This window comes from Pseudomonas sp. BT-42-2, assembly GCF_025847435.2.
GTDB classification, from domain to species: Bacteria; Pseudomonadota; Gammaproteobacteria; order Pseudomonadales; family Pseudomonadaceae; genus Aquipseudomonas; species Aquipseudomonas urmiensis.
On record NZ_JAOYTM010000004.1, the window covers coordinates 67,203 to 93,822 of the forward strand.

A 26,620-nucleotide genomic window follows, 5' to 3' on the forward strand; every position below is an offset into this window, starting at 1 on the left:
ACCTACATTGGTTTTGCTGGTTGTGTATGTCTACTGGCAAAAATGTCAGGTGTATGTGCTGAAAGCAGTAAGATTCCAGGTTTCATGCCGATGTCAGGAAGCAATGGATGAATGAAGCACTGATTGAACGAGCTGAGCGCAGTATCCATGACGTGCACCAACTGATTCATACGGTGTTTACCCGACCTGCGGCTGAGACCCGCGAGGTGCTTGAGCAACTGATGGCGGTGTTTGCCGATGACTTCAGCATGGTCACCACGGCTGGGGCGCTGGTGGACCGTACCCAGGTGGGGCAGATGTTCGATCGCGTTGCGGGCACCCGAGTGGGGTTGGAAATGCTGGTCAGCGATGTGCAGGTGGTGTGGCAGGCGCGGAGTGGCGTTGCCTTGAGGTACAAGGAGACGCATCGTTTGCCCGGGGTTGAGCAGGTGCGGTATTCGTTGGTGATCGTGCGGTGCAGCGCACAATCGATTGTTTGGCAGTGTTTGCATGAGACGGCGTTGGGGTGAAGTACTGGGGCCGCCTTGCGGCCCCGACTATCGCCGAACAAACCGCAACCTAACTGGCCTCACGATACGGATTGCGCGGATCCTGGGTCCAATTCAGATAAGGCTTGCCGGTATCCTGCGCCACCATCTCGATGCAGTCCTCGACTGGGCAGGTGATCTGGCACAGGTTGCAGCCCACGCATTCCTCCTCGATAACGCGGTATTCATGGGTGCCATCGGCCTTCAGTGTGCTGCTTATCGCCTGGTGCGAGGTATCTTCGCAGGCGATGTGGCAACGCCCACAGCCAATGCACGCTTGCTGGTCAATCTGGGCAATCACCTGGTAGTTGATGTCCAGGTACTTCCAGTCCGTGGTATGTCCAACCGCCTGGCCACGGAACGCGTCCAGGTTGCGATGGCCATGTTGGTCCATCCAGCGCGCCAGCCCGTCCTTCATGTCCTCGACAATCCGAAAGCCATGCAGCATGGCCGCCGTGCATACCTGCACCGCACCGCTGCCCAGCGCGATGAACTCGGCGGCATCCCGCCAGTTACCGATGCCGCCGATGCCGCAGATCGGCAGCCCGCGAGTCTCAGGGTCGCGGGCAATCTCGGCAACCATGTTCAAGGCAATCGGCTTGACCGCCGAGCCGCAATAACCGCCATGGGTGCTCTGATCGCCAACGATTGGATGCGCAACCATGCGCTCGAGATCGACGCTTGTGATCGAGTTGATGGTGTTGATCAGCGACACCGCATCGGCGCCACCGCGATGCGCAGCGCGGGCCGACTGACGAATGTCGGTGATGTTCGGGGTGAGCTTGACGATCACCGGCAGCGAGCAGTAGGTCTTGCACCAGCGGGTGACCATCTCGACATACTCTGGCACCTGGCCGACGGCGGCGCCCATGCCGCGCTCAGGCATGCCGTGTGGGCAGCCGAAATTCAGCTCGATACCATCAGCGCCGGTGGCCTCTACCAGCGGCAGGATGAACTTCCACGACTGCTCCTCGCACGGCACCATCAGCGACACGATCAGCGCGCGGTCGGGCCAGTCCTTCTTGACCTGGGTGATCTCGCGCAGGTTGATCTCCAGCGAGCGGTCGGTGATCAGCTCGATGTTGTTGATGCCCTGCACCGAGCGGTTGGCGCCAAAGTGCGCCGAGTAGCGCGACGACACGTTGACCGCTGCTGGGTCTTCGCCGAGGGTTTTCCAGACCACGCCGCCCCAGCCGGCCTCGAACGCGCGGACCACGTTGTAAGCCTTGTCGGTTGGCGGTGCAGAGGCCAGCCAGAACGGGTTGGGTGCCTTGATACCGGCGAATTCGATAGACAAGTCGGCCATTTACGCAGCCTCCACATTGAGCATGAGTTGGGCATGGATGGCTTCGGCGGCCAGCTTGCCGTGTTGCACGGCCTGGACGGTGAGGTCCTGGCCTAGCGCGGTACAATCGCCGCCGGCATAGATGCCGGGCAGGTTGGTGCGCAGGTTCTGGTCGACCTGAATGCGTTCGCCGTCGCGGGCCAGTTGCGCGGCCAGCGGGTCGCTGAGACTGGTGTCGTCGAAGCATTGGCCGATGGCTTTGAAGATCGCGTCGGCGGCCAGCTCGAAGGTTTCGCCGGTATCGTGCAGGCGGCCTTCGACCAGCTCGGTGCGGGCAAAGCGCATGCCGCGCACGCGATTGTGCTGATCGAGCAACACCGCATCCGGGCGTGCCCAGGTGTGCAGGCGTACCTGGTTGGCCTTGGCGATGTCCTGTTCATGACCGGTGGCGCCCATGTCGGCGTGGCCACGGCGGTACACCAGGTTGACGTCGCGGGCGCCCAGGCGGCTCATCTGCACAGCCATGTCGATGGCGGTATTGCCCGCGCCGATCACCAGGCAGCGGTCGGCCAACGGCAGTTGGCTCAGGTCATCGGCCTGGCGCAGTTCGCGAATGTAGTCGGTGGCGGCGAGCAGGCCGGGCGCTTCTTCGTCCGCCAGGCCCAGTTGGCGTACAGCGTTCAGGCCCAGGCCGAGGAATACCGAATCGTACTGCTGGTGCAGCTCGCTCAAGCTCAGGTTGCCGCCCAGGCGCTGGCCGTGGCGGATCTCGATGCCGCCGATGCCAAGTAAAAATTGCACTTCTTGCTGGGCGTAGTCATCCACCAGTTTGTAGCGGGCGATGCCGTACTCGTTGAGGCCGCCGGACTTCTCGCGGGCCTCGAAGATCACCACGTCGTGGCCATGCATGGCCAGGCGATGAGCGCAGGACAAGCCGGCCGGGCCGGCGCCGACCACTGCGATACGCTTGCCCGTGGCCGGCGCGCGCTTGAATGGGTGCTCGCTGAAACCGGCGTTGTCCAGCGCGTAGCGCTGCAGCTGGCCGATCAGCACAGGCGCGCATTCCTGGGCGTTGTTGCGCACGCAGGCTTGCTGGCAGAGGATTTCGGTCGGGCAGACCCGGGCGCAGCTGCCGCCGAGGATGTTCGCCGACAGAATCCGTTCGGCGGCGCCTTGCAGGTTGTCGTCACTGATGCGGTGGATGAACGAGGGGATGTCGATCTCGCTGGGGCAGGCGTTGACGCACGGCGCATCGAAGCAGTACAGGCATCGAGCGCTTTCCAGCGCAGCCTGGCGGGCGCTGAGGGGGGGAGCGAGATCGCCGAAGTTATCGGCCAGTTGGTCGGCGCCGGCGCGGGGGCGCGGCAGGTGCTTCAGGGCATCGATCACGGTTGTAGCCTCTCTCTTTTTTATGGATGCAGGCGGCGGTCACCCGCCTGTCCGTTTCGGGGATGGCAGTCAACGGGTACATCATTCTTGTTCTTGCTCGCCCAGCGCAGGCTATCGCCAGCCTGCGATGGGCTGCCTAGCAGGCCCTTGCTTCAACGCTGAACGGGCGTCGGCCGCTGATGCTCGGCGCGTCGGCTGAGCACCTCATACACCGAGGGGTAGGCCGGGCGCTCCACGTAACGACCGGCGCCAGGTTCCGCGCGCAGGTCGCCATCGGCCCAGAGCACCCGGCCCTGGCTGATGGTGTGGCTGGGGATGCCGCGAACCGTGCGGCCTTCGAAGATGTTGAAATCGACCTGCTGGTGGTGGGTCTTGGCCGAGATCGTGCGGCTGCCCTGTGGGTCCCACAGCACCAGGTCGGCATCGGCGCCGACGCGGATGGCGCCCTTGCGCGGGAACAGGTTGAAGATCTTCGCCGTGTTGGTGGAGGTCAGCGCGACGAACTCGTGCATCGACAAGCGCCCGCTGTTGACCCCGGCGTCCCACAGCACAGCCATGCGGTCCTCGATGCCGGCAGTGCCGTTGGGGATGCGGCTGAAGTCGTTGCGCCCGGCGGCTTTCTGCTCGGCGCAGAAGCAGCAGTGGTCGGTGGCGGTGGTGTGCAGGTTGCCCGATTGCAGTCCGCGCCACAGCGCCTCTTGATGCTCGCGTGGGCGGAACGGCGGGCTCATCACAAAGCCTGCGGCGGTGGCCCAGTCCGGGTCGCGGTAGACGCTGTCGTCGATCAACAGGTGGCCGGGCAGGACTTCGCCGTACACCGGCTGGCCCTTGGCCCGGGCATAGGCGATTTCATCCAGCGCCTCGCGGGTCGACACATGCACCAGGTACAGCGGCGTGCCCAGGGTTTCGGCGATGCGGATGGCGCGGCTGGCGGCTTCGCCTTCGACCTGGGCAGGGCGCGACAGCGGATGCGCCTCGGGGCCGGTCATGCCCTGGGCGAGCAACTTCTGCTGCAGGTGGTAGACCAGCTCGCCGTTCTCGGCATGCACGGTAGGCACTGCGCCCAGTTGCAAGCAGCGCTCGAAACTGGCCACCAGAGTGTCGTCGGCGGCCATGATCGCGTTCTTGTAAGCCATGAAGTGCTTGAAGCTGTTGACCCCATGGTGCGCGACCAGCTCGCCCATCTCTTCGGCGACCTGTTCACTCCACCAGGTGATGGCGACGTGAAAGCCATAGTCGCTAGCGGATTTTTCCGCCCAGCCGCGCCAGGTGTGGAAGGCTTCCAGCAATGACTGCTGGGGGTTGGGGATGACGAAGTCGATGATCGAGGTGGTGCCGCCGGCAAGCCCTGCGGCAGTGCCACTGAAGAAGTCTTCACTGGCCACCGTGCCCATGAACGGCAATTGCATGTGGGTGTGCGGATCGATGCCACCGGGCATCAGGTATTGACCGCTGCCATCGAGGGTTTCGCAGCCGGCGGGGGGATCGAGGTCTTCGCCAATGGCGCGGATCAGGCCATCAACACACAGGACATCAGCGGGGTAGCTTTCTTCGTGAGTAACCACGGTGGCGCCACGGATCAACAGGGACATTGCCGTCTTCCTCGCAGGCTGACCGGTCTTGGGCCGGTTCTTGAAATTATTTTTCTGGCAGTGACTGGAGGATAGTTTTAATCCTGTCAGGCCTGACAAGAATGAAATCTAGATGGGGATCTACTATTGTTCAAGAAATATTTTTATAAGCATATTCAGTTTATAAGTTATTGAAAAATAACGAATTAAAACAAAAATCACCAAAATGGTGAGCCTCCTCACCATTTTGACGCACTTGACAAGATGGCAAATTGGTCAAGATTTTCCATGCAAAATCAGCTGCTTGAAACTGGGTGTGAGGGCCTGGTCCGCGGCGCAGAAAAAATCGCTGCACCAGATTGAAACCTGATGCAGGGGCCAAGGCCGGCTCGTTGCAGTAACAGCGTCAGCCACGGGTTTGACCGTGTCCGCCGCTGGCGTTGAACAATGCTTTGCAGATCAGTTGATTACCTGTGGTCGGCGGCGGTCGACCGGGGCAGCTTCGGCCAACCCGGCATGCTTATTGAGAGGGCCCGCAGCCAGGCCGGGCCACAGGTGCAGTACTGGTGGTGTGTGTACTCCGGCCATCGCATTAGCCCGATGAGCGAAAAATTAAAAGAAAATCTGGAGAAGGCCCCATGCAACCGAGCAGATCGGAAGTGATCGAAAAGGATGGTCTGTGCGAGCTCAATGCTGGCAGCGACGTCCTCGACAGCCCCCGCTACAACCACGACATGGCCCCCACCAAGGTGCACCAGCGCACCTGGAACAAGTGGCACATCACCGCCTTGTGGGTGGGGATGTCCATCTGTGTACCGACCTACACCCTGGGCGGAGTGCTGACCGCCTACTTCGGCTTGAGCGTGGGTGAGGCGTTGCTGGCGATCCTGCTGGCCAACCTCATCGTATTGATCCCGCTGACCCTCAACGCCTTCCCAGGGACCAAGTACGGCATTCCCTTCCCAGTGCTGCTGCGCTCCTCGTTCGGCATCCTCGGCTCCAACGTGCCGTGCCTGATTCGTGCGGTGGTCGCTTGCGGCTGGTTCGGTATCCAGACCATGTTCGGCGGCTTGGCCATTCACCTGTTCCTGGGCTCGGTGTTCGACGGCTGGAAGGCCCTGGCCGGTACCGGCGAGGTGCTGGGCTTCATGATCTTCTGGGCGCTCAACCTGTGGGTGGTGCTGCGTGGCGCCGAGTCGATCAAGTGGTTGGAAACGCTGTCTGCGCCGCTGCTGGTGGCAGTCGGTTTCGGCCTGCTGTTCTGGGCCCTGCCGCACATGTCGATGACCGAGCTGCTGGCCCAACCCCCCAAGCGTCCAGAGGGCGCCAGCGTGGTCAGTTACTTCTGCGCGGGGCTAACGGCGATGGTCGGCTTCTGGGCCACGCTGTCGCTGAACATTCCCGACTTCAGCCGCTATGCCAAGAGCCAGAAAGACCAGATCCTCGGGCAGATTTTCGGCTTGCCGCTGACCATGTTCCTGTTCGCCGCCCTGGGGGTGGTGATGACCGCCGCCTCGGCCTCGCTGGTGGGGGAAACCGTCTCCGATCCGGTCAGCCTGATCGGCCGTATCCAGAGCCCAGGCTGGGTCGCATTGGCCATGGCCTTGATCGTGATCGCCACGCTTTCGACCAACACCGCAGCGAACATCGTTTCGCCCACCAACGATTTCCAGAACATCGCCCCCCGCTTGATCGGGCGCACCCGGGCGGTGCTGCTGACCGGGGTGATCGGCTTGCTGCTGATGGGCCACGAGCTGTTGAAAAAGCTCGGCTGGATCGTTTCCGAGCTGAGCCTTGAGAGCGTCTATTCCAACTGGCTGCTGGGCTACTCCAGCCTGCTCGGGCCAATTGCCGGGATCATGGTGGTGGACTACTTCCTGATCCGCCGTCAGCAGCTGGACCTTGCCGGGTTGTATCGCGACGACGTTTACCCGGCCTGGAACTGGGCGGGTTTCGCCGCCTTCGCGCTACCGGTGGCGCTTACCGTGATGGCTATCGGCAATAGCAGTTTCAGTTGGTTCTATGACTACGGCTGGTTTACCGGTTCGCTGCTGGGTGGGGCGCTGTACTACGTCCTCGGTGGCATCGCTGCCCGCAGTCCCGCGCGGCTGGCTAAACCTGTGCCCTGAGCAACCGCGCTGGTCTGTTCGCGGGCAAGCCCGCCCCCACAGGGCTTGGCGTGATGTTCGGATCAGCGTTCAGCCTGTGCGGGCTTGCCCGCGAACAAGTCCCACTCGACAACCCATGCGTGTCAGCAGAAAAAAGCCTGAGGAGATGACCATGAATCCTGCCAAGGATGTCCTGCAATCCACCGACCGCCACGTCGACAGCGCCCGCCTGTGGCAATCTTTGATGGACCTCGCGCGCCTCGGCGCTACCGCCAAGGGCGGCGTCTGTCGCCTGGCGTTGACCGACCTCGATCGCCAGGCCCGTGACCTGTTCGTGCAGTGGTGCCAAGCGGCCGGCTGCAGCGTCAGCATCGACGGCATCGGCAACATCTTCGCCCGCCGCCCGGGGCGCAATCCCAAACTGCCGCCGGTAATGACCGGTAGCCACATCGACACCCAGCCTACCGGCGGCAAGTTCGACGGTTGCTTTGGCGTGATGGCGGGTCTTGAAGTGATCCGCACCCTCAACGACCTCGGCGTCGAAACCGAGGCGCCGCTGGAAGTGGTGGTGTGGACCAACGAAGAAGGCTCGCGCTTCCCTCCCTGCATGATGGGCTCGGGCGTGTTCGCCGGTAAGTTCACCCTCGAGCAGACCCTGGCCAAGACCGACGCGCAAGGCGTGACAGTGGGCGATGCGCTCAACGCCATCGGCTATGCCGGCCCACGTGCCGTGCTTGGTCATCCGGTGGGTGCCTACTTCGAAGCGCATATCGAACAGGGGCCGATTCTTGAGGACCAGGCCAAGACCATCGGCGTGGTGCTCGGCGCCCTCGGGCAGAAGTGGTTCGACCTGAGCCTGCGTGGCGTCGAAGCGCATGCCGGCCCCACGCCCATGCATTTGCGCAAGGACGCCCTGGTCGGCGCTGCGGCGGTGGTCGAGGCGGTCAACCGCACTGCGCTCGGCCATCAGCCCCACGCTTGCGGTACGGTTGGATGCCTGCAAGCGTATCCGGGCTCGCGTAACGTCATTCCGGGGGAAGTGCGCATGACCCTGGATTTGCGTCATCTGCAGGGCGATCAACTGGATGCGATGATCGTCGAGGTGCGTGAGGTGATCGAGGCTACCTGTGCCAAGCACGGCTTGAGCTACGAGCTGACCCCAACCGCAGATTTCCCCGCGCTGTATTTCGACCGCAGTTGCGTCGACGCGGTGCGCGACTCGGCGCGCACGCTTGGCCTGCCGCACATGGACATCGTCAGCGGGGCAGGGCATGACGCGATCTTCCTCGCCGAGCTAGGCCCGGCGGGAATGATCTTCGTGCCCTGTGAAAACGGCATCAGCCACAACGAGATCGAGAACGCCACGCCCGAGGATTTGGCGGCAGGCTGCGCGGTGTTGTTGCGGGCGATGCTGGCAGCGTCCGAGGCGATTGCCAGCGGGCGCTTGGCCGCCTGACGGCGGCTAACACTGCTGGGCTAGCGGCACGGGGAAGGGGCAGCACGGCCTGCCCCAGTGCCTCGTTGACGACGGCCGCTGGCCCTCGCCAAAGGCCCGGCCATCCAGAGTCCGGCGGATTGCCTGCACCATCCGCTGTCGCAAGGCTCCGACCGCGCTGACTGGGACCTATGGCTACAGACACATGGCGTGGAGCCTGACGGCGCGGGCCGAGCTTTGCTGAGGATCTGTTGTTATTGCGCACAGCGCGATGGGCCAGGGCATTGCTCTGGTGCAAGACAATCATGCCCAGGAAGCGTTACAAAGTGGCAGGCTGGTGGTGGTGCTGGACCTGCCCTGACCCGCGCGCTTCGCCTATTACGCGGTTGCTTGCTCGCAAGCCTTGCAGCGTGTGCCGGTATCCGCGTTCATCGATTGGCTCAGGCATCAGGCGAACCTTGCATCGCCAGTATTGCCCACCGTCTGAAGGGAGATCGCCCCGCCCATGCTCACCCATACCGCTTACCTGCACAGTGCCAAACGCGCCAGGTTGCAACGCTTGCGCGGGCGCGTCGGCTTGGGCCTGGTCGCCGGGCTGTCGGTGCTGGCGGGAATGACCGATGCCATCGGCCTGTTGGCGATGGGCGATTTCGTCTCGTTCATGAGTGGCAACACCACTCGCTTGGCCGCAGCCATCAGCCAGGCCGATCTGGCCCTGGTGGTGCGTCTGGCGCTGGCGATTGTTGGCTTCGTGGTCGGCAATGCCCTTGGCGTGATGCTGGTGCGCAGCTTCAAGCGCAAGGCCTGGCCGGTGCTGTTGATCGTCGCCAGTCTGCTGACCGGCGCTGGCCTGTGGCCGGTACCGACGGCATTGCCAGCGCTGCTCACGGCGATCCTGGCCATGGGCATGATCAATGCCGTGGTCGAGCAAGTGAATGGCCTGCCGATCGGCCTGACCTATGTGACCGGTGCGCTGTCACGCTTCGGTCGCGGGCTTGGGCGCTGGCTGCTGGGCGAGCGGCGCAATGGCTGGCGGGTGCAGTTGGTGCCTTGGACTGGCATGTTGCTGGGCGCCGCGCTGGGGGCTTGGTTGCAACAACGGCTGGGGCTGATGGCGCTGATTGGCAGTGGCACGTTGGCCAGCGTACTGGCCTTGGTCTGCGCCTTCATCCCCAGGGCTTGGCAGTTGGGCTACCTGCCGCGCTAACGGAGCTGTAGTCCATTTCGGTAAGGGTAACGGCTTAGTCGAGCACCGGCCGCAGGAAGCTTCGCTCATAACTCAGAATGAACCGTTGCTCGGTCGCCAGGGCGAACGCGGCGATGCATTCCGGATCGGTTTCGGACGCTTTGCGGTACTGTTCGTACGCCGCAAGGCTGGGAAAACTGAACAATGCGTAGGCGATATTGTTGGCGCCCTCGGACGGCAGGAAATAGCCATGGTGGTTGCCGCCCATGCGGTTGACCAGTTGAATCCACAGCCGTGAGTAGTGCTCGAAGGCGGGTATCTGATAAGGGTCGATGACGTATCTGAGATGGCAGGTGATCATTCGCTCATTCCTTTGCTGCGAGGTGGGGCGCACACCTTAGCAGGCAACCCTAGCAGCGTCGATTAGCGCCCCGTCAACGTGAGCATCAGGGTCTGACTCATCAGCTCATAGCCTTCGCGCAGCGCCCTCGGCGGCAGACCCTTGTGACAGGGTGTGCCGGGATTTTCCTCTGTATGGTCCGATTGGCCCCCATCTGTAGCTTATGCCAGTTGCCTGCCTGCTTTAGCATCGATGGCCCAGCCTAGGTGCAAGTTATGAACGAGACTCCCCGCACAATCGATTTTTCCGGCCTGATGGTGCGTCGGTTGCAAACGGGTGACCACGCGATGATCTGTGCCCAGCGCGAAAAAATGTTCGCTGAGGCCGGTGGTGAGCCTGCCCAGCTGCGCGTCATGACCGAGCACTTCGCGACTTGGTTACGCCCGCGTTTATTGGACGGGCGATACTTTGGCTTCGTCCTCAGCGATCAAGGCAAAACCGCTGCGGCGATTGGTTTGATGAGCCTGGACTGGCCGCCGCATCCGGCTCATCCAACCTGCGCCCAGCGTGGTTATGTGCTCAATGTGTTCGTCGAGCCTGACTACCGACGGCGCGGGTTGGCCTCGGCCTTGATGAACCTGGCCGATGCCGAGTTCGCCCGGCGCGGCATCGGCTTTGCCATTCTCCATGCCACCGAACTTGGCCGGCCGGTGTATGAAAACCTGGGCTGGGTACCGACCGCTGAGATGGCCAAGACCATCCCGCTCGATTGAGCGACTAACACGCCCTACAGCATTTCACTTTATTGAGTTCCAAGACATGGATATCCACTTGCTCCTCGCTTATTCCCTGGTTGCCGCGATTGCCATCGCCAGCCCTGGGCCTGCCTCATTGATGGCGATCAACAACAGCATCCTGTACGGCGCACGCTCGGCGATCTGGTCGTCGCTGGGCAATGTCAGTGGCCTGTTCTGCTTGTCGGCAGCGGCGATGCTCGGCTTGGGGGCCTTGCTTGCTAGCTCGGAAATACTGTTCAACGCCGTGAAGATTCTGGGGGCGGCGTACCTGTTCTACCTGGGCGCAAAGCAGCTGTTAAAGAAGAATTCGATGCTTGCGAACGATGGCGCGGGCAGCAGCAAGGCCAACAGACCGACGCGGATGAAACTGTATAAGTCGGCATTTCTCACGGCAGCGACCAACCCCAAGGCGACTATGTTCTTCACCGCGTTGTTCCCGCAGTTCATTGACCAGGGGGCTGCATTGCTGCCGCAGTTTCTGATCCTTACCTCGATTTTCATGGCGCTGTCGCTGATGTCGCTTGGGCTGTACGCAATGCTCGCTTCGCGGGCCAAGGGCGTGTTGACCCGGCCGGCGTTTTCGCGCTGGGTCAGCCGGGTGGTAGGGACCACCTTCATTGGCTTCGGCGCGGCGATTTTGATGATGCGTCGGCAGACGGCCTGAGCGCGGCGCAGCTGAATACTGCTCAGGGGGGCATTGCTGGCAATCGAGGGCTGTGAGCTCCACTATTGAAGCTGATCGAATAGGTGGCGGAGGTGCGTCATGCAGCGATTCAGCGCAGGGTGTCTATGCGGCGACGTGCGGATTGAAGCAACGGGGAGGCCCTACCGGGTTGGCCTGTGTCACTGTCTGGATTGTCGAAAGTTTCACGGGGCGTTGTTTCATGCCTCGGCGATCTTTCCTCAGGCGGCGGTGACGATCACGGGTGAGACGCGCGATTACGCGGGGCGGCATTTTTGTCCGCGTTGTGGTTCGTCGGTGTTCAATCGCAGTGCTGATGAAGTCGAGGTCAATCTGGGGGCGATGGATGCGCCTGATCAACTGCAGCCGACCTATGAAAGCTGGACGGTGCGCCGCGAGGGCTGGTTGCCGGCGTTTGCCCTGGCCAAGCATTACCCGCAGGACCGTGAAGGGGTAGGGCGAAGCGAGGATTGATGGCGTGTCAGTGCCGGCCTCATCGCGGGGCAAGCCCGCTCCCACGCAGGCCGCTCAGGTCCTCGTGGGAGATGGGCGTGGGAGCGGGCTTGCCCCGCGATGAGGCCGGCACAGTCAATCCATTGGCTGGGCTTACAACCAGTAAGTCACCGCCCACCAGCCCAGGCCACCCATCACGACGGTATACGGCAAGGCCATCCACACCATCCGCCCGTACGATAGCCGAATCAGCGGGGCAATCGCCGAGGTCAGCAGGAACAGAAACGCTGCCTGGCCATTGGGCGTGGCCACGCTGGGCAGGTTGGTGCCGGTATTGATCGCCACCGCCAAGGTCTCGAAATGCTCGCGGCTCATCGCACCGTTGACAAATGCTTGCTTGACCTCGGTGATGTAGATGGTCGCCACGAACACGTTGTCGCTAATCGCCGACAGCAGGCCGTTGGCCAAGTACAACATGCCTGGCTGCTGCTCGGCCGGTAGGGCCAGCACCGAGGCGATCAGCGGGCTGAACAACTGCTGCTGATGGATCACTGCGACCACCGCGAAAAACACCACCAGCAACGCCGTGAACGGCATGGCGTCCTGGAACGCGCGGCCCAGGCGGTGCTCGTCGGTAATGCCGGTGAACGCGGTGATCAGCACGATCACCATCAGGCCAATCAAGCCGACTTCGGCGATGTGCAGACCCAGGCAGACAATCAGGATCAGCGCGGCAACCCCCTGCACCCGCAGTGCCAGGCGCTGCGCTGGGGTGCGCGCGGCATCGTCCTCGGCGGCGTGGGCAGCCAGCACCTGGCGTACGCGCTCGGGCATCAGGGTGCCGTAGCCGAACAGGCACAGCTTCTCCAGGGCTACGCAGGTCACCAGGCCGGCGGCGAGTACTGGCAAGGAAACCGGCGCCACCTTGAGGAAGAAATCGGCGAAGTGCCAACCCAGCTCATGGCCGATCAGCAGGTTCTGCGGCTCGCCGACCAAGGTGCACACCCCGCCCAGCGCCGTGCCGACTGCGCCATGCATCAACAGGCTGCGCAGAAAGGCGCGAAACTGGTCGAGGTCTTCACGGTGCAACTGGGCGACCTGCTGGTCGCTGGCCAGCTCGGACTCTTCCCGAGGGTTGGCCCCAGACGCCACCCGGTGATAAACCGCATAGAAACCCACCGCCGCGCTGATGATCACCGCCGTCACGGTCAGGGCATCGAGAAACGCCGAAAGAAACGCCGACAACACGCAGAACAACAGCGCCAGCAGGGCCTTGGAGCGCACCCCCAGCAGGATCCGCGAGAACAGGAACAGCAGCAGCTCCTTCATGAAGTGAATACCCGCGACCATGAACATCAGCAGCAGGATCACCGGGAAGTTGTGCAGCAGCTCTTCGTACAGCGCCTGGGGCGTGGTCAGCTTGATCAGCAAGGCTTCGATCAACAGCAGACCGCCAGGCATCAGCGGATAGCACTTGAGGGCCATGCCCAACGTGAAGATGAACTCGATCACCAGCAGCCAGCCTGCGGCCACTGGGCCAGCGCTGAGCAGCACCAGTGGGTTGAGGATCAGGAACAGGCAGATGACCGCCTTGTACCAAAGCGGCGACTGGCCCAGAAACGAGCGGGCGACAGTGCCGGCCAGAGAGCGCGACATGAATTTGTATCCTTATGATTCTGCAGTGGCGCAAAGTGCCCCAAGCGGGCGCATCGCGCAAGCTGTGCAGTCCCGCTTTTGGCACAAGTGCGGCCTTTGGGGTGCGCTATAGTCCGGCGCTGAACCCTTTTCCCACAGGAGTGCCGCCCGTGACCGACTACACCGCGTTCAAGGTCGAACTGACCGACAACATCGCCCACGTTCAGATCAATCGCCCGGAAAAGATCAACGCAATGAATGCGGCGTTCTGGGAAGAGATCATCGCGATCTTCAAGTGGATCGACGACACCGATGCGGTGCGCGCCGTGGTCATCAGCGGCGCAGGCAAGCATTTCTCCTCGGGCATCGACCTGATGATGCTGGCGTCGCTGGCCAGCCAGCTGGGCAAGGACGTCGGTCGCAATGCTCGCCTGCTGCGCCAGACCATCCTGCGCATGCAGGCCTCGTTCACCGCGGTCGACAAATGCCGCAAGCCGGTCCTGGCGGCGATCCAGGGGTATTGCCTGGGCGGTGCGATCGACTTGGTTTCGGCCTGCGACATGCGCTACTGCAGCAGCGATGCGCAGTTCTCGATCAAGGAGATCGACATGGGCATGGCCGCCGATGTCGGCACCTTGCAACGTTTGCCACGGATCATCGGTGATGGCGTGATGCGCGAAATGGCCTATACCGGTCGTCACGTCGAGGCCGAAGAGGCGCGGCAGATCGGCCTGGTCAACCGGGTCTACCCTGATCAGGCGGCGCTGCTTGATGGAGTCTTTGCCATTGCCCGGGAAATTGCGGGAAAATCCCCCATTGCCGTGGCCGGCACCAAAGAGATGATCGGCTACATGCGCGACCATCGCATCGACGATGGCCTGGAGTACATCGCCACCTGGAACGCCGCCATGCTGCAGTCCGAAGACTTGCGGGTAGCCGTGGCGGCGCACATGAGCAAACAGAAACCGACGTTCGCCGACTGATTGGGCGGGGGACGCGCTTGAAGGAAGCCGAACATGTCAGCACGCTGGACTACCGCAGTACTCGACCCGCAGATCTCTGGGGGCTGGGCCGTTGCCCGCGGCCCGGACGGGTTCCTGGTGGATGACAACGGCGCGCTGTTCCCTCGCGAGTGGCTCAAGCGCCAAGCGCTGGACGTGCTCAGCGAGCACGGCATCGGCCACTTCGACGGCGAGCCGGTGTTCTTGCTCGAACTGCGCAGCGCTGGCGAAGTGGCCGGTTGTGGCTGGCGTGGCCTGCGCCAGTTCATGCTCGAAGGCGATTTCGATACCTACAAGCTACTGGGCTATGCCGCGCAGATCGGCACCTGGGCGCGTGAGCACCGTTTCTGCGGCAGCTGTGGCCAGGCAATGACGCAGATCCACTGGGAGCGGGCGATGTACTGCAAGCCTTGCGATCTGCGCAGCTACCCACGGATCTCGCCGAGCATGATCGTCCTGGTGACGCGCGGTGACGAGATTCTGCTGGCGCGCTCGCCGCGCTTTGTCACCGGGGTCTACAGTACCCTGGCTGGTTTCGCCGAACCCGGTGAGTCGGCAGAAGACTGCCTGGTGCGCGAAGTGCGTGAGGAAGTGGCGGTGGAGGTGAAGAACATCCAGTACGTGGGCAGCCAGTGTTGGCCATTCCCGCATTCGATGATGCTGGGCTTTCATGCCGAGTACGCCGGTGGCGAGATCGTCATGCAGCCGGATGAGATCGAGGATGCGCAGTGGTTCAACGTCCATGCGTTACCGCCATTGCCGGCCGGGCGTTCCATCGCCCGGCACCTGATCGACCTGTATGTCGCGCGCCGCTTAGGCTTGCCCGAACCAGTGCTGCCAGGCTAGGCGCACGGTCAACGCCAGCACCACGGTGATGAACACCGGGCGGATGAACTTGCTGCCGCCGCTGATCGCCGTGCGTGCACCGAAGAAGGCGCCGACCATCACTGACAGGCCCATGGCCAAGCCGACGATGTAGTCCACTTGCCCAGACACGATGAACACCGTCAGCGCCGCGATGTTGCTGACGAAGTTCATGCTGCGCGCCACGCCGCTGGCGCGGACCAGGTCGATCGGATACAGCAGCAGCGTGCTCACCGTCCAGAACGCCCCGGTGCCAGGGCCTGCCACGCCATCGTAGAAGCCCAGGGTGAAGCCCTGCGGCACCTGCCAGGTTTTCTTGATCGGTGCATCGGCATCCAGCGGCGCCTTCGGCGTGCCGCCAAACAGCAGGTAGATACCACAGGCGAAGACGATCACTGGGAGCATTTTGTTCAGCCATTCGGCGGGCAGGTAGTGGGCGATGATCGCCCCCAGCAATGCCCCGACCAGGGTGGCGAACAGGGCAGGGCGCCACTGCGCCGGGTGGAACAGCTTGCGCCGGTAGTAGGTGAAGCCGGCGGTGGCCGAGCCGAAGGTCGAGCTGAGCTTGTTGGTGCCCAGCACCAGGTGCGGCGGCATGCCTGCGGTGAGCAGTGCTGGTGTGGTCAGCAGGCCGCCACCGCCGGCGATGGCATCGATGAAGCCGGCGACGAAGGCGACTGCGGCGAGGATCAGCAGGGTGAGCGGTTCTACAGAGAGTTCGAAAGGCATGAGGGTTCGGGCTTAAGCGGCAAAGGCGCGGCAAAAGGCCGCGCTAAAGCCTGCCATGGTAGCCCTCGGGGTGAAGGGTTGCCAGTGCTGGCCTCATCGCGGGGCAAGCCCGCTCCCACGTTGGCCCTGCGATAAACCCAGCCAGTCGCAGGAGCCGGTGGGACTGCCAGCAATCTTCACAGGAACCAGCGGTACTCCCTGGCACTGACCTCCTGCATGAATGCCAGGTGATCCTGACGCTTGTTCTCGCAGTAGACCATCACGAACTCCTCGCCCAGGCCTGCCAGCACGGGTGGGTAATCGCGCATCGCGGCTACGGCGCTCAGCAGATCCTTGGGAAAATCAATGCCGCTGCGACGATCTTCATTGAGCGGCGCGATCGGTTCCTGCGCCGCGTCCAGGCCATGCTCCATGCCCGCCAGAATGGCCGCCAGCACCAGGTACGGATTGGCGTCGGCCCCGGCCAAGCGGTGCTCGATGCGCAGGTTGCGCGGATCCGACTCGGGAATACGGATGCACGCGTCGCGATCTTCGAACCCCCAGCTGGCGCGGCTGGCGGCATTGACCATGGCGCCATAGCGCCTGAACGCATTGTGGTTGGCGGCAAAGATCGGCATGCAATGCGGCAGCAGCGCCAGGCAACCGGCCACCGCATGGCGTAACGGCCGTTGCTGGTCAGCGGCCAACAGGTTGTTGCCGGCCTGGTCATACAGGCTGACATGCACATGCATGCCGCTGCCCGGCGCCTGCAAGTAGGGCTTGCTCATGAAACTGGCGCGCAGGCCGTGCTTGAGGGCCACGCCGCGGGTGCTGCGACAGAACAGCGCCGCCCAGTCGGCGGCGCGCAGGCCGTCATCGCAGTGGCCGAAGTTGATCTCGAACTGGCCGGGGCCCAGCTCGGCGGTGATCACGTTGGCGTCCACGCCTTGCGCATTGGCGGTCTCGACCATTTCGCGCAGCACGTCGCTGAAGCGCGACAGCCGTTCGATGTGCATGTTGGGCTGGTCATCCTGATCGCCGCTGAGCGGGTCGCGGGGGAACTGCGGCACACCGTCCTGGAGCGTGCGTTCGAACAGGTAGAACTCCAGCTCGAAGGCCACCACCGGGCGAATGCCGCGACGCTGGAGGCGTTGTAGCACGCGGGCGAGCACTTCCCGTGGCTCGAACTCGATGGGGGCGGCGGTGCCGTCGGAGCTGATCAGCATCTGCCCCAGCGGTTCACGCTCCCAGCTAACCGGCTTGAGGGTGCCGGGGATCAGCCGGCGTGGCGCGTCCGGGTCGCCGTCGTTGAAGCAGTAGTCGCCAATGTCGAACAATCCGCCTTGCACACCGAGCAGTACGCAGTTTTGCGGCAACTTCAGCGGGCTGCCAGCCGCGACCTTTTCCAGCATGTCGACGGGGTAGCGCTTGCCGTAGAAATGCCCGGGGATGTCCAGGCTGATCAAGTCGACATAGCGTACAGCGGGGTGTTGGCTGCGAAATGCGCGTACTTCACTGAGCAAATCGGCAAAACCTTGGATGGTGGTCATGGTGTGCTCTCAACGGAAGACCCAGAGGACACGGGTCGCCTGGGTGGACAGGTTGGCATAGCGAAAATGACGGTTGGGCGGCAGCTGGAAGCTGTCGTTGGGGTAGAGGGTGACGGGTTCATCCTGGCCATCGAGCCAAAGGGTCAGCTCGCCTTGCAGAACAAAGCCGCCTTGCTCGGAGCTGTCGTTCAGGTGCCCCTCGCCACTGCTGGCGCCCGGCGCCAGGTGGCTATCGAGCATCGAGAAGCCGCCGTTGAGCTTGGGCGACACCAGCACATCGGTAACGCCACCGGCGTAGTACAGCGTGCGCCGCTCGTCCGGGCGGGTGACCCAGTCCAGCGCGCGCGGTTTGCTGACGTTGTAGAAATAGGTGGTGGGCACCTTCAACGCTTCACTGATGGCGGTCAGGTCAGCCACGGTCGGGCGCGACAGGCCGCGTTCGACCTGGGACAAGAACCCCACCGAGCGATTGATCTGATTGGCCAGTTCATCCAGGGTCAGCCCACGGTGCTTGCGCAGGTCGCGGACCAGGATCGCCAAGCCTTCGATTTCATCTTGCATGTTCATCGCAGTGGCTCCGATCAGAAGTTGTCGCGTAGCCGATACCAGGCCTTGGCCGCCGCCTCCAGTGGCGCGGCCAGCAAGTCGCCACCGGGGAAGCGGCCGTTGTCGATACCCTGGTACAGGCTCAGCAACTGCTCATCGCCGAGGATCGCATCGCTGACCGCCCGCGCCCCGGCCAGGGTCGGCAGCACGCCATGGCCGGAAAACCCCTGTAGCCAGTAGCGCTGGCCCTGGCGGCCGATGTCTGGGGTGCGTTGGATGCTGCAGTCGATGTGCCCGCCCCAGGCATGCTCCAGCGCGACCCCGGCCAGTTGTGGGAAGACCCGCTCCAAATACGGTCGAGTGGCGCTGGCGATGTCCTTGGGAATGCCACCCAGATAGGTGCAGCCGCCGCCGAACAGCAGGCGATGGTCCGGGGTCAGGCGGAAGTAGTCGGGGACGAACTGGTTGTCGATCACGCAGCTGTTGCGCGGCAGCAGTGACTGGGCGAAGGCCGGTTCCAGTGGTGCGGTGGTCACTTGGTAGGAGCCAACCGGCAGCAGCCGGCGGGCCAGGGGCCGATCGAGGCGGTCGATGTAGGCGTTACAGGCCAGCACCAGCACCTGGCTGCGGACCTCGCCATGATCGCTGCGGGCGACGAAACCGCTGGCGGTTTGCTGGTAGTCGTGGACCTGGCTCTGTTCGAAAATCTGCCCGCCAGCGGCTTCGATGGCACTGGCCAGACCTTGCGCCAGCTTCAGTGGGTTGAGATGGGCGCCATTGGGGTCATACAGCGCGGCCTGGTAGCGGGGGCTGTCGATCCAGTCGGGTAGTTCATCGTGGCCGATCAGGCGCAAGGCGTCGTAGCCCCATTTTTCCTCGGCTTCGCGTTTTGCCTGGGCAAGCAGGTTGACCCGGCGGGGTAGCACGGCAGTCCACAGGCTGCCGGTCCGGTAGTCGACATCGAAGCCATGGCGCTGCGGCAGTTCACGCAGCTCTTGGGCAGCCCAGCACATGCTGTCCCATAAACGGCGGGTACGCTCAAGGCCCAGGGCTTTTTCCAGCGGCGGCATATCGCACGACCAGCCCAGCAGCGCCTGGCCGCCATTGCGCCCGGACGCAGCCCAAGCCACCCGGCTAGCTTCCAGCAGCGTTACCCGTTTGCCGGCCATGGCCAGGCGCAGGGCGGTGTGCAGGCCGCTGAAGCCGGCGCCGATGATCAGTACCTCGGTATCAAGCGGGCCTTGCAGGGTAGGGCGTAGCGGGATCGGTGCGGGGTAGGTTTTGGCGTAGTAGCTGGCGACGTGCTGTGCGGATTGCTTGAACATGCCGAGCCTCGTGAAATTTATTGTTGTTTATTTCATGAAAATTTAGCAGAAGATTTTCATTGTGCCAGTGAGGTGTGTAGGCATGCGCCGCGAAGAGGCCAGCACAGACAACGGCCCAACAGGTAAGCTTCGCCTCGAACGCCCAGTTTCATTCCTCGAACAAGAGCGATTACCGCCATGCGCCGCCTACCCTCGCTGACCGCCCTGCGCACCTTCGAATGCGCCGCCCGCCACGGCCATTTCGGCCGTGCTGCCGCCGAGCTGTGCGTCACCGACAGCGCCGTCAGCCACCAGATCCGCCAACTGGAAGAGCAGTTGGGCGTGGCGCTGTTCGAGCGCGTCGGCCGCCAGGTGCGCCCCAGCGCGGAAGCCGAGCGCCTGCTGCATCACCTGCAACAGGCCTTCGAGTTGATCGGCAAGGCCTGCGATGAGCTGCGTGACCCAGCCTCCCAGGCGGTGCTGCGGGTGGCGGTCACTGCGGAGCTGGCGCAGAAGTGGCTGGTCGCCCGCTTGGCCGACTTCAGCAGCCGCTACCCGCACATCACCCTGCACCTGCACGACCAGCCAATCGATGCTGGCGCCCCGGCCCTGGATGTCGATATCGCCATCACCTACGGCACCAGCGCGTTGGACGCCAGCACCCACTTCGTCCGGCCGCTGCCGTTGTTGCAGTTCTTTCCGGTGTGCAGCCCTGGGCTGTTCAACCAGGGCGGGCTCAAGCGCCCACGCGACCTGGTACGCCACTGCCTGCTGCACGACGACCAGGATGGCAAGACCTGGACCACCTGGCTGGCCACTCACGCCGATGACGCGCTACCTACCCGCCAACTGTATTTTCCCCATGCGGCGTTGGCCCTTGAGGCGGCGGTGCTGGGCCAGGGCGTGGCGATGGGCGACAACCTGACCTGCCAGGCCGATCTGCAAAGTGGCCGCCTGGTGCGCCCGTTCAGTGCCAGCGTCACTGCCCAAGGGCAATACGCCCTGGTGTGCGAACGCCTGCGCCTGGAGCGCGCAGCAGTGGCGGATTTCGTTGATTGGTTCATCGAACAGATCGCCGAACCCTGAATTGAATTCACCTATCGCTGAGTTTTCATCGTTGGAAGCGTGGCGTTGGGCGGCGTAGCGTCTGCTCATCCCATCCAGTGACGACGAGGTTGACCCATGGCACGTTCGCTTACCACCACTCCCAAAGCTGATGGTTTCCGCCTGCCCGGAGAGTTCGAGCCAAAGGCTGGCTGCTGGCTAGGCTGGCCGGAGCGCACGGATGTCTGGCGCAACGGGGCAAAGCCTGCGCAAAAAGTTTGGGTCGAGATTGTCACTGCTATCGCCAGCAGTGAGCCGGTGACGGTCTGCGCCTCCGCTGCCCAGTACGCCAATGCCCGGCGGGTACTGCCCGAGCAGGTGCGGGTGGTGGAAATGACCTGCAATGACACTTGGTTCCGTGACAGCGGGCCGTGTTTTGTGGTCAACGACAGCAGCGGCGAGGTGCGCGGCGTCGACTTTGAGTTCAACGCTTATGGTGGGCTCGATGGCGGTCTGTACTACCCGTGGGACAATGACGATCAGATCGCCCGCAAAGTCCTCGAGATCGAGCACCTGGACCGCTATCGCGCCCCATTGATCGCCGAGCTTGGCGGGATCCAGAGCGACGGCCAAGGCAGCCTGCTGACCACCGAACAATGCCTGCTCAACCGCAACCGCAATGCCCATCTGGGCAAGGACGAAGTGACCCGCAGGCTGCAGGACTACCTGGGCGCCGAGCAGGTGATCTGGTTGCCACGGGGCTGCAAGTTCGACGAAACCGACGGTCATGTCGATGATCTGGCCTGCTTCGTGCGCCCTGGTGAAGTGGTGCTGCAATGGACCGACAACCGCGACGACCCGCAGTGGGAAATCTACCAGGAGGCCTACGATATCCTGCGCAGCACCCGCGACAGCCGTGGCCGCGAGCTTAAAGTTCACAAGTTGCCCCAGCCGGATGTGCTGCAATGGACTGCCGAAGAAGCCGCCGGCCTGGATCAGGTCGAAGGCACCCACCTGCGCGAGGCGGGCACGCGCATCTGCGCCTCGTATATCAACTATTACGCGGGTAATTCGGCGATTGTCGTGCCGCTGTTTGGCGACCGCAATGACAGCGTGGCGCAGGCGACGTTGGCTGAATTGTTCCCTGGGCACCGCATCATCGGCATCGAAAATTCCCGCGAGATCCTGCTGGGTGGCGGCAACGTGGCTTGCATCACCATGCCGCAATACGCTGGGGGACGCCGCTGATGAAACTGCGCAAACTCGCCCTTGCGGTGGCGTTGGGCTGCGCAGGGGCGGCGGCGCAGGCCGCCGACGCACAACAGCCGACCGTCAACCTGTACATCTGGGGCGAATACCTCGCCCCGGACACCCTGGCCAACTTTGAGAAGCTCACGGGCATCCGGGTGGTTGCCGACCATTTCGATTCTCTGGAAACCGCCGAGACCAAGCTACTCACCGGCGGCAGTGGCTACGATCTGGTGCTCAGCGCCGGGCAGCACTTGAGCCGAGCCATTGCCAGCGGCGCCTTGCAGCCGCTGGACAAGGCCAAGCTGCCGCACCTGCAGGGTATCGGTGAAGAGTTCCGTCAGCACATGGCAGTGTTCGACCCCGGCAACCGCTACGCCGGGACTTACGCCTGGGGCACCACCGGGGTGGGCTTTCAGCAGCAGGCGGTCCAGGCGCGGCTGGCCGATGCGCCGCGCGATAGCTGGGCGATGTTGTTCGATCCGCAGGTGGTGGCGAAATTCGCCGATTGCGGGGTCAGCCTGCTGAATGATCCCAATGAGGTGTTTGCCGCGGTAATGCGCTACCTGGGGTTGGACATCAATCAGCAGCGCCTGGAAGACCTCAAGCTGGCTGAGGCGCAGTTGCGCAAGATACGGCCCTACATCCGCTACTTCGACAATGATCGCAACATCAATGACCTGGCCAATGGCGAAACCTGTGTGGCGATGTCGTGGAACGGCAATGTGGCTATTGCCCAAGGCCAGGCGCAGCAGGCGGGTAAGCCGTTCAGCCTGGATTACCGGATTCCGCAGGAGGGCACGTTGATCTGGCTCGATGCCCTGGTGGTGCCCAAGGATGCACCGCATCCACAGGCCGCCTGGGCGCTGATGGACTACTTGATGCGCCCTGAGGTGATCGCGCCGATTACCGACACCATCCACTATGCCAATGCGATAACCGCCGCTGATGGCCTGGTGGATGCGCAGATTCGCAATGCGCCCGGAACGTACCCGCCGGCAGAGGTGCGGGCGCGGTTGTATAGCAAGAATGACAATGGCAAGCAGTTCAATCGCGAGCTGACAAGAGCCTTCAGCCGGCTGAAAAGTGGGACGTAGGTTGGCTGATGGCCTCTTCGCGCCGAACCGCCGCGAAGAGGCCGCAACAGGCTCCACAGTCATGCGCCTAGGTTGCAGGCGTCTTGCGCTTGCTTTGTCGAGGCTTGCCACTGGCGGCTTTGGCCGCTCCAGCGGCCTTGGCCTTGCCGCCGCTGCGGCGCTTTTTCTTCCAAGGCGCACCCTTACCACCCGCAGGCACCAAAGGCCCACTGATGGTCATGCGCATGCCTCGGCAGCGCTCGACCAGTTTGCCCATCCATGCCGACTGGCGGGCGACGAACTCTTCCAGGCTCATCTCGCCACTTTGCACCATGTCCAGCGCCTGCTCCCAGATCGCCGTGGTGCCAGGGTCGGCAATCGCCCGGGGTACGGCATCGATCAGGCTGAACGCCGCCGGGGTAGCCGCCAGCGCCTTGCCATTTTTCACCAGGTAACCACGATCGAGCAGGCCTTGAATGATGCTGGCGCGAGTCGCTTCGGTGCCGATGCCGGTGGTGTCCTTGAGCTTTTGCTTGAGCTTGGGATCGTCGACCAGCTTGGCGACGTTCTTCATGGCCTTGATCAGATCGCCTTCGGTGAAGGGCTTGGGCGGCTGGGTCCACAGGTCCTTGAGCTGCAGGCCATGCACGGCGCAGTCCTGGCCTTCGCGCAGTGCGGGCAGTACCTGCGCAGGTGGCGCTTCACGGCCTTTGGCTGGGGTCAGCGCTTCGGGCAGGGCGCGGCGCCAACCCGCCTCGACGATCTGCTTGCCCACCGCGCGCAAGGCGTGGCCGGCGCAATCGAATTCGGCCTGGGTGCGGTCGTACTCGTGATTGGCCAGGAACTGCGCCAGATAGCGTGCCCGCACCAGGGTGTACACCGCCTTGTGCTTGGGCGGCAGCCGCGAGGGATCGCTGGCGGCGGCGGTGGGAATGATGCCGTGGTGCGCGCTGACCTTGGCGTCATTCCAGGCCCGCGAGCGGCGCTGCGGTTGCAGATGTGCGTGCAGTGGCGCAAGGCTGGCGTCGGCGCGCTGCAGGGCGGCAAGAATCGCCGGGGCCTCGGCGTGTTGGCTTAGCGGCAGGTAGCCGCAATCGCTGCGTGGGTAGGTGATCAGTTTGTGGGTTTCGTACAGGGCCTGGGCAATGTCGAGGGTTTCCTGGGCGCCCAGGCCGAGCTTTTTCGAGCACACCTCCTGCAGGGTGCCCAGGTCGAACGGCAGCGGTGCTACCTCGCGCACGCGCTCGGTGGTCACCTTGCTCACTCTGGCACTGGCGGCAGCGTTGATCTGGTCAGCGGCTTGCTGGGCCAAGCCCTGGTTGAGGCAGCGACCCTGATCGTCACAGGCATCTTCAGGTGCGCGCCATTGGGCGTTGAATACGCTGCCGGCGTGTTCCAGCTGGACGTCGATGGCCCAGAACGGCACGGGTACGAAGTCAGCGATGCTGCGATCACGGTCGACCACCAGGCGCAGCGTCGGCGTTTGCACCCGGCCCACCGGCAACACCCCTTGGTAGCCAGACTGCTGGCCGAGCAGGGTGAACAGTCGGCTCATGTTCATGCCGATCAACCAGTCGGCACGCGAACGGCCCAGGGCTGAATGGTACAGGCTGAAGGTTTCATTGCCGGGTAGCAGGCGTGCCAGGGCCTTGCGAATAGAAGCGTCATCCAGCGCCGACAGCCACAGTCGCTGGATCGGTCCGCGGTAGCGGCAGTGCTCGACCAGCTCGCGGGCGATCATCTCGCCTTCACGGTCGGCGTCGGTGGCGATCACCAGCTCACTGGCTTGGCCGAGCAGGCGTTTGACGGCCTTGAATTGGCTGGCGGTCTTGGGCTTGACCAGCATCTTCCACTTGTCCGGGATGATCGGCAGGTCAGCGAGGTTCCAGCGCTTGTAGCGGTCGTCGTAGTTGTCGGGTGGGGCGGTTTCAAGCAGGTGGCCGATGCACCAGGTGACGCACAGGTCAGGGCCTTGCCAGCAGCCATCGCCGCGGCGGGTGGCGCCGAGGACTTGGGCGATGTCTTTGGCCTGGGAAGGCTTTTCGCAGAGAAAGAGGCGCATGGCCGGCAACGCTTCGTGGGCAAACGATGGGCGTTAGGATGCGCAAAGAAAAGGGGGGAAGCAAGCTATATCTGTATGGATGTACAGCTTTTTGTGTCGCGCAGCTAATTGGCTGTCGACCCTGATCGCGCGGCAAGCCCGCTCCGATCCAGGAGCAGGATTGCCTCGCGAAGATCAGATCAGGCGATCTCGTGGGAGTCGCGGACCATATCTACGTGCGGGATACCGGCCTCGAGGAATTCCTCGCTGACCACGCGAAAGCCCAGCCGCTCATAGAATGGCGTGGCATGCACCTGGGCGCTCAAGGTCTGCTGCTTGAGGTCGCGGTGCTGCGCTTCGGCGATCACTGCCTGGACCAGCGCGTCGCCCACCTTCAGGCCACGCCAGTCCTTGAGCACCGAGATGCGGCCGATGGTGCCATCGGCGAGCAAACGGGCGGTGCCGATCGGGTAGTCGCCTTCCAGGGCCAGGAAGTGCAGGGCTTCCTGGTCTTCGGCATCGAACTCCAGCTCAGGCGGAATGTGCTGTTCGGCGACAAACACCGCTTCGCGGATGCGGCGGATATCGGCGTTGTCTTTATGCCAGTCGGCGAGGCGAACGCTGATTTTATTCATTGGCGAATCCCACACTCCCTTGTTTGACCAGCTGGCAGACCAACGTGCGGCCTTCTTCGTCGTTGAGCCACTCTACAAGGTTTTCGATGTGCAGTGCGTCGGCCGCGCAGATCAGCTTCAGCAGTTCGCGCAGATGCCCCGAGACCAGACGGCTCTGGCCGCTGGCGAACAGCAGCAGGTTGTCATCGACTTCCGACCAGGCCAAGCGCGCGCTTGGGTTGCGCACCAGGATCGCGCCTTGTTCCAGGCTGTCGATCAGCTCTTCTTCGCTGAGCTCTTCGCCGGCAACCTGCTCGGGGTAACGCGGCTCGGTCATGAACTGGCCGAACCAGGTCAGCAGCAGGCGCTCGTCGCCCATGTGCTCGGCGAGCAGGGCCTTGAGGCGGTCGAGGGCGTCGTGCTGGATCTGGTGCGGGTCGCTGACCGGCTGGGCGTCGGCGTCGCTGTAGCGCTCTTCGTCCGGCAGGAACTGGCTGAGGAAGTCGGTGAAGTGGGTCAGCACTTCAGCGGCGCTCGGCGCACGGAAGCCGACCGAGTAGGTCAGGCAGTCGTCTTCGGCGACGCCGTAGTGGGCCAGGCGTGGCGGCAGGTAAAGCATGTCGCCCGGCTCCAGGCTCCACTCGTCGGTCTGCTCGAAGTCGGCGAGGATGCGCAGGTCGGCGTGCTCGATCAGCGGACTGTCGCTGTCGCACATCTGGCCGATCTTCCAGTTGCGGTTGCCGTGGCCTTGCAGCAGGAACACATCGTAGTTATCGAAGTGCGGGCCGACGCTGCCACCAGGGGCGGCGTAGCTGATCATCACATCGTCGATACGCCAGCTTGGCAGGAAACGGAAGTTTTCCAGCAGCTCGGCCACTTCCGGGACGAACTGGTCCACAGCCTGTACCAGCAGGGTCCAGTCACGCTCTGGCAGCTCGGAGAAGGCGTCTTCGGCGAACGGGCCGCGGCGCAGTTCCCACGGACGCTCGCCATGCTCGAGCACCAGGCGCGACTCGACTTCCTCTTCCAGGGCCAGGCCGGCCAGCTCGTCGGGGTCGATCGGGCTTTCGAAATCAGGGAAGGCCTGGCGCACCAGCAGGGGCTTCTTCTGCCAGTAATCGCGCAGGAATTCACGAGCAGTCAAACCGCCAAGCAGCTGCAGTGGAGTATCAGGATTCATGTTCAACCTATTGAAAAAATGTAATTTTCGTCCGGG

The 26,620-nt window shown here is 63.3% G+C and carries 24 protein-coding genes; 12 read left to right on the forward strand and 12 right to left on the reverse strand.

Annotated elements, in window-relative coordinates:
• Window positions 1-107: 107 nt before the first annotated feature.
• Window positions 108-509 (forward strand): DUF4440 domain-containing protein, encoded by a 402-nt coding sequence (locus OIU19_RS02715; protein WP_264233150.1) that lies wholly within the window; start codon window positions 108-110, stop codon window positions 507-509.
• A 49-nt stretch (window positions 510-558) separates the two neighbouring features.
• Here the strand turns inward: OIU19_RS02715 and preA are convergent, their stop codons facing one another.
• The 3 genes from preA to hydA all read right to left on the reverse strand — a co-directional run bounded on the left by preA (window position 559) and on the right by hydA (window position 4,793).
• On the reverse strand, window positions 559-1,833 hold the full coding sequence (gene preA, locus OIU19_RS02720; RefSeq protein WP_264233151.1) for an NAD-dependent dihydropyrimidine dehydrogenase subunit PreA: 1,275 nt from the start codon (window positions 1,831-1,833) through the stop codon (window positions 559-561).
• Entirely contained in the window at window positions 1,834-3,201 is a 1,368-nt protein-coding gene (locus OIU19_RS02725; protein ID WP_264233152.1) for an NAD(P)-dependent oxidoreductase, read from the reverse strand.
• A gap of 152 nt (window positions 3,202-3,353) precedes the next feature.
• Window positions 3,354-4,793 (reverse strand): dihydropyrimidinase, encoded by a 1,440-nt coding sequence (gene hydA, locus OIU19_RS02730; RefSeq protein ID WP_264233153.1) that lies wholly within the window; start codon window positions 4,791-4,793, stop codon window positions 3,354-3,356.
• 617 nt (window positions 4,794-5,410) lie between these two features.
• Here hydA and OIU19_RS02735 point away from each other — a divergent pair.
• The 3 genes from OIU19_RS02735 to OIU19_RS02745 all read left to right on the forward strand — a co-directional run bounded on the left by OIU19_RS02735 (window position 5,411) and on the right by OIU19_RS02745 (window position 9,522).
• On the forward strand, window positions 5,411-6,901 hold the full coding sequence (locus OIU19_RS02735; protein WP_264233154.1) for an NCS1 family nucleobase:cation symporter-1: 1,491 nt from the start codon (window positions 5,411-5,413) through the stop codon (window positions 6,899-6,901).
• Between the two features lie 151 nt (window positions 6,902-7,052).
• Window positions 7,053-8,336, forward strand: a complete 1,284-nt coding sequence (locus OIU19_RS02740; RefSeq protein ID WP_186557222.1) for a Zn-dependent hydrolase — start codon at window positions 7,053-7,055, stop codon at window positions 8,334-8,336.
• A 484-nt stretch (window positions 8,337-8,820) separates the two neighbouring features.
• On the forward strand, window positions 8,821-9,522 hold the full coding sequence (locus OIU19_RS02745) for a YoaK family protein (protein ID WP_264233155.1): 702 nt from the start codon (window positions 8,821-8,823) through the stop codon (window positions 9,520-9,522).
• A gap of 34 nt (window positions 9,523-9,556) precedes the next feature.
• Here OIU19_RS02745 and OIU19_RS02750 read toward each other — a convergent pair whose 3' ends face one another.
• Window positions 9,557-9,862 (reverse strand): NIPSNAP family protein, encoded by a 306-nt coding sequence (locus tag OIU19_RS02750; protein WP_264233156.1) that lies wholly within the window; start codon window positions 9,860-9,862, stop codon window positions 9,557-9,559.
• 254 nt (window positions 9,863-10,116) lie between these two features.
• Here OIU19_RS02750 and OIU19_RS02755 point away from each other — a divergent pair, with 254 nt between their 5' ends.
• The 3 genes from OIU19_RS02755 to OIU19_RS02765 all read left to right on the forward strand — a co-directional run bounded on the left by OIU19_RS02755 (window position 10,117) and on the right by OIU19_RS02765 (window position 11,794).
• A complete protein-coding gene (locus tag OIU19_RS02755; RefSeq protein WP_264233157.1) occupies window positions 10,117-10,614 on the forward strand; it encodes a GNAT family N-acetyltransferase in 498 nt (165 codons plus the stop codon).
• Between the two features lie 46 nt (window positions 10,615-10,660).
• Window positions 10,661-11,302 (forward strand): LysE family translocator, encoded by a 642-nt coding sequence (locus tag OIU19_RS02760; protein ID WP_264233158.1) that lies wholly within the window; start codon window positions 10,661-10,663, stop codon window positions 11,300-11,302.
• Window positions 11,303-11,401: 99 nt separating this feature from the next.
• Window positions 11,402-11,794 carry a GFA family protein gene (locus tag OIU19_RS02765; RefSeq protein WP_264233159.1) on the forward strand — a complete coding sequence of 131 codons (393 nt, stop codon included), beginning with the start codon at window positions 11,402-11,404 and terminating at the stop codon, window positions 11,792-11,794.
• A gap of 132 nt (window positions 11,795-11,926) precedes the next feature.
• On the opposite strand, the gene nhaB is transcribed toward OIU19_RS02765, so the two are convergent.
• On the reverse strand, window positions 11,927-13,429 hold the full coding sequence (nhaB, locus tag OIU19_RS02770; RefSeq protein ID WP_264233160.1) for a sodium/proton antiporter NhaB: 1,503 nt from the start codon (window positions 13,427-13,429) through the stop codon (window positions 11,927-11,929).
• Window positions 13,430-13,578: 149 nt separating this feature from the next.
• Between nhaB and OIU19_RS02775 the strand changes: the two genes are divergently transcribed.
• Window positions 13,579-14,391, forward strand: coding sequence for a crotonase/enoyl-CoA hydratase family protein (locus tag OIU19_RS02775; RefSeq protein WP_264233161.1), 813 nt, complete (start codon window positions 13,579-13,581; stop codon window positions 14,389-14,391).
• 33 nt (window positions 14,392-14,424) lie between these two features.
• Window positions 14,425-15,255 (forward strand): NAD(+) diphosphatase, encoded by an 831-nt coding sequence (gene nudC / locus OIU19_RS02780; protein ID WP_264233162.1) that lies wholly within the window; start codon window positions 14,425-14,427, stop codon window positions 15,253-15,255.
• On the opposite strand, the gene OIU19_RS02785 is transcribed toward nudC, so the two are convergent.
• The 4 genes from OIU19_RS02785 to OIU19_RS02800 all read right to left on the reverse strand — a co-directional run bounded on the left by OIU19_RS02785 (window position 15,223) and on the right by OIU19_RS02800 (window position 19,402).
• Entirely contained in the window at window positions 15,223-16,002 is a 780-nt protein-coding gene (locus OIU19_RS02785; RefSeq protein ID WP_186557210.1) for a TSUP family transporter, read from the reverse strand. The two genes, nudC and OIU19_RS02785, sit on opposite strands and share 33 nt — an antisense overlap.
• A gap of 176 nt (window positions 16,003-16,178) precedes the next feature.
• A complete protein-coding gene (locus tag OIU19_RS02790) occupies window positions 16,179-17,531 on the reverse strand; it encodes a glutamine synthetase family protein (protein ID WP_264233164.1) in 1,353 nt (450 codons plus the stop codon).
• A gap of 9 nt (window positions 17,532-17,540) precedes the next feature.
• Window positions 17,541-18,098: a helix-turn-helix domain-containing protein gene (locus OIU19_RS02795; RefSeq protein WP_186557208.1), complete on the reverse strand. Its 558-nt coding sequence runs from the start codon at window positions 18,096-18,098 to the stop codon at window positions 17,541-17,543.
• 14 nt (window positions 18,099-18,112) lie between these two features.
• A complete protein-coding gene (locus OIU19_RS02800; protein WP_264233166.1) occupies window positions 18,113-19,402 on the reverse strand; it encodes an FAD-binding oxidoreductase in 1,290 nt (429 codons plus the stop codon).
• Between the two features lie 177 nt (window positions 19,403-19,579).
• Here OIU19_RS02800 and OIU19_RS02805 point away from each other — a divergent pair, with 177 nt between their 5' ends.
• The 3 genes from OIU19_RS02805 to OIU19_RS02815 all read left to right on the forward strand — a co-directional run bounded on the left by OIU19_RS02805 (window position 19,580) and on the right by OIU19_RS02815 (window position 22,770).
• Window positions 19,580-20,467 carry a LysR substrate-binding domain-containing protein gene (locus OIU19_RS02805; protein ID WP_264233168.1) on the forward strand — a complete coding sequence of 296 codons (888 nt, stop codon included), beginning with the start codon at window positions 19,580-19,582 and terminating at the stop codon, window positions 20,465-20,467.
• 96 nt (window positions 20,468-20,563) lie between these two features.
• Window positions 20,564-21,673: an agmatine deiminase gene (aguA, locus tag OIU19_RS02810; RefSeq protein ID WP_264233169.1), complete on the forward strand. Its 1,110-nt coding sequence runs from the start codon at window positions 20,564-20,566 to the stop codon at window positions 21,671-21,673.
• Complete coding sequence (locus tag OIU19_RS02815; RefSeq protein WP_264233171.1) at window positions 21,673-22,770, forward strand: extracellular solute-binding protein; 1,098 nt, start codon at window positions 21,673-21,675, stop codon at window positions 22,768-22,770. The genes aguA and OIU19_RS02815 overlap by 1 nt, the downstream gene beginning before the upstream one ends.
• Before the next feature lie 67 nt (window positions 22,771-22,837).
• On the opposite strand, the gene OIU19_RS02820 is transcribed toward OIU19_RS02815, so the two are convergent.
• From OIU19_RS02820 to OIU19_RS02830, 3 genes are all read right to left on the reverse strand, one after another.
• Complete coding sequence (locus tag OIU19_RS02820) at window positions 22,838-24,811, reverse strand: DNA topoisomerase III (RefSeq protein ID WP_264233173.1); 1,974 nt, start codon at window positions 24,809-24,811, stop codon at window positions 22,838-22,840.
• Window positions 24,812-24,990: 179 nt separating this feature from the next.
• Complete coding sequence (locus tag OIU19_RS02825; RefSeq protein ID WP_264233175.1) at window positions 24,991-25,425, reverse strand: GNAT family N-acetyltransferase; 435 nt, start codon at window positions 25,423-25,425, stop codon at window positions 24,991-24,993.
• Window positions 25,418-26,584, reverse strand: a complete 1,167-nt coding sequence (locus OIU19_RS02830; RefSeq protein ID WP_264233176.1) for a cupin domain-containing protein — start codon at window positions 26,582-26,584, stop codon at window positions 25,418-25,420. The genes OIU19_RS02825 and OIU19_RS02830 overlap by 8 nt, the downstream gene beginning before the upstream one ends.
• Window positions 26,585-26,620 lie beyond the last annotated feature (36 nt).

Bases quoted from the DNA above. Each gene is read 5' to 3' on its own strand.
- OIU19_RS02735 (WP_264233154.1), top strand. From the start codon at position 5,411: ATGCAACCGAGCAGATCGGAAGTGATCGAAAAGGATGGTCTGTGCGAG.
- hydA (WP_264233153.1), bottom strand. From the start codon at position 4,793: ATGTCCCTGTTGATCCGTGGCGCCACCGTGGTTACTCACGAAGAAAGC.
- nhaB (WP_264233160.1), bottom strand. From the start codon at position 13,429: ATGTCGCGCTCTCTGGCCGGCACTGTCGCCCGCTCGTTTCTGGGCCAG.
- aguA (WP_264233169.1), top strand. From the start codon at position 20,564: ATGGCACGTTCGCTTACCACCACTCCCAAAGCTGATGGTTTCCGCCTG.
- OIU19_RS02740 (WP_186557222.1), top strand. From the start codon at position 7,053: ATGAATCCTGCCAAGGATGTCCTGCAATCCACCGACCGCCACGTCGAC.
- OIU19_RS02790 (WP_264233164.1), bottom strand. From the start codon at position 17,531: ATGACCACCATCCAAGGTTTTGCCGATTTGCTCAGTGAAGTACGCGCA.
- OIU19_RS02830 (WP_264233176.1), bottom strand. From the start codon at position 26,584: ATGAATCCTGATACTCCACTGCAGCTGCTTGGCGGTTTGACTGCTCGT.
- OIU19_RS02715 (WP_264233150.1), top strand. From the start codon at position 108: ATGAATGAAGCACTGATTGAACGAGCTGAGCGCAGTATCCATGACGTG.
- OIU19_RS02755 (WP_264233157.1), top strand. From the start codon at position 10,117: ATGAACGAGACTCCCCGCACAATCGATTTTTCCGGCCTGATGGTGCGT.
- OIU19_RS02745 (WP_264233155.1), top strand. From the start codon at position 8,821: ATGCTCACCCATACCGCTTACCTGCACAGTGCCAAACGCGCCAGGTTG.
- OIU19_RS02815 (WP_264233171.1), top strand. From the start codon at position 21,673: ATGAAACTGCGCAAACTCGCCCTTGCGGTGGCGTTGGGCTGCGCAGGG.
- OIU19_RS02795 (WP_186557208.1), bottom strand. From the start codon at position 18,098: ATGAACATGCAAGATGAAATCGAAGGCTTGGCGATCCTGGTCCGCGAC.
- preA (WP_264233151.1), bottom strand. From the start codon at position 1,833: ATGGCCGACTTGTCTATCGAATTCGCCGGTATCAAGGCACCCAACCCG.
- OIU19_RS02805 (WP_264233168.1), top strand. From the start codon at position 19,580: ATGCGCCGCCTACCCTCGCTGACCGCCCTGCGCACCTTCGAATGCGCC.
- nudC (WP_264233162.1), top strand. From the start codon at position 14,425: ATGTCAGCACGCTGGACTACCGCAGTACTCGACCCGCAGATCTCTGGG.
- OIU19_RS02750 (WP_264233156.1), bottom strand. From the start codon at position 9,862: ATGATCACCTGCCATCTCAGATACGTCATCGACCCTTATCAGATACCC.
- OIU19_RS02785 (WP_186557210.1), bottom strand. From the start codon at position 16,002: ATGCCTTTCGAACTCTCTGTAGAACCGCTCACCCTGCTGATCCTCGCC.
- OIU19_RS02825 (WP_264233175.1), bottom strand. From the start codon at position 25,425: ATGAATAAAATCAGCGTTCGCCTCGCCGACTGGCATAAAGACAACGCC.
- OIU19_RS02765 (WP_264233159.1), top strand. From the start codon at position 11,402: ATGCAGCGATTCAGCGCAGGGTGTCTATGCGGCGACGTGCGGATTGAA.
- OIU19_RS02820 (WP_264233173.1), bottom strand. From the start codon at position 24,811: ATGCGCCTCTTTCTCTGCGAAAAGCCTTCCCAGGCCAAAGACATCGCC.
- OIU19_RS02760 (WP_264233158.1), top strand. From the start codon at position 10,661: ATGGATATCCACTTGCTCCTCGCTTATTCCCTGGTTGCCGCGATTGCC.
- OIU19_RS02800 (WP_264233166.1), bottom strand. From the start codon at position 19,402: ATGTTCAAGCAATCCGCACAGCACGTCGCCAGCTACTACGCCAAAACC.